Source organism: Rubrivirga sp. (assembly GCF_049648075.1).
Classification (GTDB): Bacteria; Bacteroidota; Rhodothermia; order Rhodothermales; family Rubricoccaceae; genus Rubrivirga.
Genome location: NZ_JBARYR010000651.1, coordinates 1 through 5283, shown reverse-complemented (window position 1 = coordinate 5283; position 5283 = coordinate 1). Strand labels below are relative to the sequence as shown.

General features: G+C 68.0%; 3 protein-coding genes and 1 tRNA gene. 3 read left to right on the top strand and 1 reads right to left on the bottom strand.

Annotation, left to right across the window (positions count from 1 at the left end):
- A partial coding sequence (locus WBA11_RS17575) for a two-component regulator propeller domain-containing protein (RefSeq protein WP_424521939.1) occupies window positions 1–2486 on the bottom strand: 2486 nt, incomplete at its 3' end.
- 407 nt (window positions 2487–2893) lie between these two features.
- On the opposite strand from WBA11_RS17575, the gene WBA11_RS17570 reads away from it, so the two are divergent.
- The 3 genes from WBA11_RS17570 to WBA11_RS17560 all read left to right on the top strand — a co-directional run.
- Entirely contained in the window at window positions 2894–4210 is a 1317-nt protein-coding gene (locus tag WBA11_RS17570; RefSeq protein WP_424521938.1) for an O-acetylhomoserine aminocarboxypropyltransferase/cysteine synthase family protein, read from the top strand.
- 40 nt (window positions 4211–4250) lie between these two features.
- Window positions 4251–4344, top strand: a tRNA-Cys gene (locus WBA11_RS17565).
- A 423-nt stretch (window positions 4345–4767) separates the two neighbouring features.
- A partial coding sequence (locus WBA11_RS17560) for an alpha/beta fold hydrolase (RefSeq protein ID WP_424521937.1) occupies window positions 4768–5283 on the top strand: 516 nt, incomplete at its 3' end.

Below are 5283 nucleotides of genomic sequence, written 5' to 3'. Positions count from 1 at the left end.
CCGTTCATGGGCGTGCGGATCTCGTGGCTCATCGTCGCCAGGAATTCCGATTTCGCTTTGGCCGCGGCGAGCGCCTGCTCCCTCGCCTCCTCGAGGTCGTGGTTGGCGGCCTCGACGCGCTCCTTCTCGTGGACCAGGTCGGCGGTGCGCTCCGCGACGGCGTCCTCGAGGGCGGCCCGCTGACGGCGGTGCCGGGTGGCCTGCCACCGGCCCCCTGCGACGACCCCGGAGAACAGGGTCAGGCCGACGAGGCCCCGGACCCAGCCCTCGTCCCACCACGCGGGGACGACCATCACACGGAGCGGGGCGGCGACCTCGGACCATGGTCCCGTTCCATTTCGGGCTCGGACCTGGAACGTGTAGTCGCCCGGTGGGAGGTTGGCGTACGTCGCGCGACGATCCGTTGTGGGAGGGCTCCACGTTTCGTCGAAGCCCTCGAGCGAGAACTGGTACTGGACCGAGTGGGGGTCGTCAAAGCTGACGCCCGAGAACTCGAAAGAGAGGTGGTTCTTGTCGAACGGGAGCCGGAGCGAGGTCGGAACGCCGTTCGGTGAGATGCTCTCCGCGAACGGCCGCCAGCTCGTCTGGCCGTAGTCGAGCTCGATGTCGGTGATGGAGATCGAGGGGGGAACTGGGGTGGCGATGTCGGCCTGAGGGTCGTAGCGGACGGCCCCAGCGATCGTCCCGAACCAGAGCTCGCCGGAGGGCGACTCGAAGAACGTTCCGGCGTTGGACTCGAGCGGGGTGAACCCCTCGGCCGCTCCGTAAAGGCGGAACGTAAGTGGGTCTCCGTCTCGGTAGTCGCTTGCTTTAAAGCGGGCGAGACCTCGGTTGGTCCCAAGCCACACAAACCCCCGCGAGTCGGCCTCGACGAGAAACACCGGCGCACCCTCGAGTCGGCCTTCCAGTTGAAACGTCCGAACCCGCTCGTCAAGACCGATCCACGCCATGACACCGAGATCATTCGCCATCCATACGCTTCCGTCCGGCATCGGTGCGTGGTAGAAGTCTCCGTCTGGGAGCCCGTCGGCCGCGGAAAAAGCCCGAGTGGTACCGTCGGGATCGAGGCGCAGAAGGCCCTCGGCATGGCCAATCCAGATTCGGCCGAGTCCGTCCTCGCGGATCGTCCGGAGGAACAAAGTGGGAAGCCCAAGCGCCTCGGCGTCGAGTCGCCGAGGCACTCCGTCTTCGACGACGTAGAGGCCCTCCCCGTAGGAGTTGGCCCAGACGCGGTCTCTCGAGTCCCGAAACACGGTGGCGACGTACGCTCCGCCCTCGACCTCGATTCCTGGAACCCGCTCGAAACGGCCACCTGTGTAGTGGAGGAGTCCATCGCGAGATCCGAGATAGAGCCCCCCGTTGCCATCCGATACCATCGAGTTCGCCAGCGACAAGGACAGGCCGTCGGACTGCACAATCGGCTCACCTCGACCGTCGCGGATTCGCGTGATGCCCCCGTTATGCCCCACGAGGACAGTACCGTCGCCGGTGTCGCCCACACCCCACACCATCCCATCGATGAGGCCGTGTTCTTGGTCGAACACGACGAATCGGTCCCGACCGCCGACGGCCCCTCCATAGCGCGCGATGCCACCGCCGAAGGTGGCCATCCAGAGCCCGCCGGTGTGGTCGGCTTCGAAGTCGTAGGTCCGGACATTGCCAAATCCCTCGGCCATGCCCAGGCAGTCTGGGACCGAGCCCGTCCCCGTCAGTCGGCACGCCCCGTGAGCGGTCCCCGCCCAGACGGCTCCCGACCCGTCGAGGCCGAGAGCGTAGACGATCCCTTCGGGGAGCCCCTCATCGGATCCGAATCGCTGCCGCTCGTTGCCATCAGAGTCGAACACCACAACGCCCTCGCTGTCGGTCGCGAGCCAGACCTCGTCCTCGATGACCTCGAGGTCGTGAACGATCTGGCTGTAAGGGAGCGGTCTCGATGGCTGGCCGTCCTCGATGAGGACGGGTCCATTGTCGGTTGCGAGCCAGACACGACCGTCAGTTGTGACGTAGATCTCGTTGACAGGGGCCGTCCCGCTGAGATCGACCTGCTCGAACGACCCGTCGGCGGAACGCCGTGCGAGTCCGCCGGAGCCACCGGCCCAGACAGTCCCATCCGGACCGACGGCGATCGCTTGCGAGAACGCGCCGTACGCCCCCGCCGCTTCGAACTCGCCTCGCTGGAACCAGACAGGCCCCGTCCTCTCGATGGCCAGCCAGAGCCCGTCCTCGAGGACGGCGACAGAGCGGACGGCGTTGCCGGGGAGCCCGTCGGCGACGGAGTAGTTGGTGAACTCGACGCCGTCGAACGTGCTGAGCCCGCCGTCGGTCCCGACCCAGATGCCTCCCCGGTTGTCCCGCTCGATGTCGAAGGCGACCGATTGTGGTAGGCCCTCCGCAACTCCGAACGACTCGATGTTCCTCCGCTGACCCGATGCGGAGCTCGCTACGCAGACGAGCAGAGCAAGGGTGGTGAGGCTGCGGAACGGCATGGAGTGTGGACGTGAGCCCTGTTGTTATCGGGCGAGATCGAGCGGCGTTAAGTCGATACGGAACGAGGTCGCCGGATCGTAGGCGCCCTCGAGGACGGGGATCGGAAGCGGTTCCATATGTTGTGACAAGGATTTTGAGCCACAGACTCCGTCTCGCGCACTACATTGGCCGGCGACAGACCTCCTGTCCGACACCCAACTCGTGACCCTCTCCTCCCAGATCATCGCTTCCGCCTCCATGCGCTGCATGGGGATGATGATTTGTATGGCCCGCTCGGGTCAGGAGAGGTCGCGCCCTGAACGCCGGTAAGAGATCCGGCTTTCACGTCTGCAACCCCCCCTGGCTCGAGGCCGGAGGGGGTTTTTTCGTGCCTCCCCGGTCCGCAGCTGCACCTCCCCACACCGCCATGAGCGACCGCACCCTCCACTTCGACACCCTCCAGCTCCACGCCGGCCAGCAGCCGGACCCGACGACCAAGTCGCGGGCCGTGCCGATCTACCAGACCACGTCGTACACGTTCGACGACGCGAGCCACGCGGCTCGTCTGTTCGGGCTCGAGGAGTTCGGCAACATCTACACCCGGATCATGAACCCGACGACGGACGTGTTCGAGCAGCGGATGGCCGCCCTCGAGGGCGGCGTCGCGGCGCTCGCGGTCGCGTCGGGGCAGGCGGCGCACCTGGTCACGTTCACGACGCTGGCGCAGGCCGGCGACAACATCGTGTCGTCGAGCAAGCTCTACGGCGGGACCTACAGCTTGCTCAAGGTGACGCTCGGGCGGTTGGGCATCGAGGTCCGGTTCGTCGAGGACGAGTCGCCGGAGGCGTTCTCGGCGCTGGCCGATGAGAACACGAAGGCGTTCTTCGCCGAGACGCTCGGCAACCCGGACCTGACGGTCCCGGACTTCCGGGGCCTGTCGGAGGCGGCCCACGCGGTCGGCGTGCCTCTCGTGGTGGACAGCACGTTCGGTGCCGGCGGCTACTTCGTCAAGCCCATCGAGCACGGCGTCGACATCGTGACGCACTCGGCGACCAAGTGGATCGGCGGGCACGGGACGTCGATCGGGGGCGTGATCGTGGACTCCGGCAACTTCGACTGGCGCAACGGGCGCTTCCCGCTCTTTACCGAGCCGAACGAGGCCTACCACGGGCTGGTCTTTTCGGACGTGTTCAACCCGGACAGCGAGCTGGGCAACATCGCGTTCATTATCCGGGCGCGCGTCGAGGCCCTGCGGGACCTGGGGCCGGCGCTCTCGCCCTTCAACGCGTTCCAGATCCTGACCGGCCTGGAGACGTTGTCGCTCCGGGCGCAGCGCCACGCGGAGAACGCGAACGCGCTGGCGGCCTACCTCGACGCGCACGACGCGGTCGAGTGGGTGTGGCACCCGTCCCTCGAGAGCCACCCGTCGCACGACCGCGCCAAGGAGTACTTCCGCGAGGGCTCGTTCGGCGCGGTCCTGAGCTTTGGCATTCGCGGCGGGAAGAAGGCGGGGCAGGCGTTTATCGAGGGCGTCGAGCTGGCCTCGCACCTGGCCAACGTCGGCGACGCGAAGACGCTCGTGATCCACCCGGCGAGCACGACGCACCAGCAGCTCTCGGACCGCGAGCAGCGGGCGTCGGGCGTCAAGCCGGAGCTGGTCCGTGTGTCGGTCGGGCTCGAGCACATCGACGACATCGTCGCGGACTTCGAGCAGGCCTTTGCCAAGACGCTCGTGACCGCGTAGTGCGCCCCGTCCTCGAGGTCGCGGCCTCGAGGGCGGACCCGTCCGGGTGGCGAAGTGGCTAGCCGAAAGGCCGCCGCAGCCAACGCGGCGGTCTGCAAAACCGCTGCTCGCGGGTTCGATTCCCGTCCTGGACCCCGGCCCCCGTTCTGAAAGATGATGCCCTCTCTCGACACCAGAACCCCTCGTCCTGCCCCTCTCTTTCCGGGAGAGCTGGCACGAGGAGGTACCGACCTCACGCATCCAGATGCCGTCACTGGCTGCGCCGTCCTCGAGGACTCGGGTCCCGCGAAGGCGGGACCGCGAAGCGAAGGCGCCCAGCCAATCCAGAGCGACGACCCACGCCGCTCCCGACGGCTGCGATTGGGCGAGGGGGTACCTGGGCACGTCCTCGAGGTCGGAACGGGCATTGAGCGCGGTACTCTGGGTCCCCGCCTGCGCGGGGACGACGGCGGGGGAGGATGTGCCAGCGGCGGGACGCTGCCACAGACACCTACACTCATCAGCCAGGGAAAGGGGACCTCGTCGTCGGCCTCGTGGTCGAGCGCAGCGAGCGACGTATGAGTGACCTCCAGACCCTCAACCTCGGCGGCTTCACGACCGAGCGCGGCGCGCGTCTCCCCGACGTCGAGGTCGCGTACCGGACGTGGGGCACGCTCAATGAGGCGGCGGACAACGCGGTCGTGGTGTGCCACGCGCTGACGGGCGACTCGGACGCGGCAGAATGGTGGCCGGGCGTCGTGGGTGACGACCGCCCGGTCGATCCATCGCGGCACTTCGTCGTCTGCGCGAACGCGCTCGGCTCGTGCTATGGCACGGCGGGTCCGGCGACGCTCGGCCTCGAGGGCGACCGGTTGGGTGACCGGTTCCCCCGCGTCAGCGTCCGGGACCAGGCGCGGCTGCACGCCCGGCTGCTCAACCGGCTGGGCGTGCGAGAGGTGGCCCTGGCGCTCGGCCCCTCGATGGGCGGGATGCAGGCGCTGGAACTGGCACTCGTGGACCGCGAGTCGGGGCCAGACCGGGTGCGGCGGCTCATCCTGGTCGGGATGGGCGCCGCGCACGGCGCGTGGCAGATC

Excerpts from the sequence above, each read along its gene's own strand:
- WBA11_RS17570 (WP_424521938.1), top strand. The coding sequence starts at position 2,894 with ATGAGCGACCGCACCCTCCACTTCGACACCCTCCAGCTCCACGCCGGC.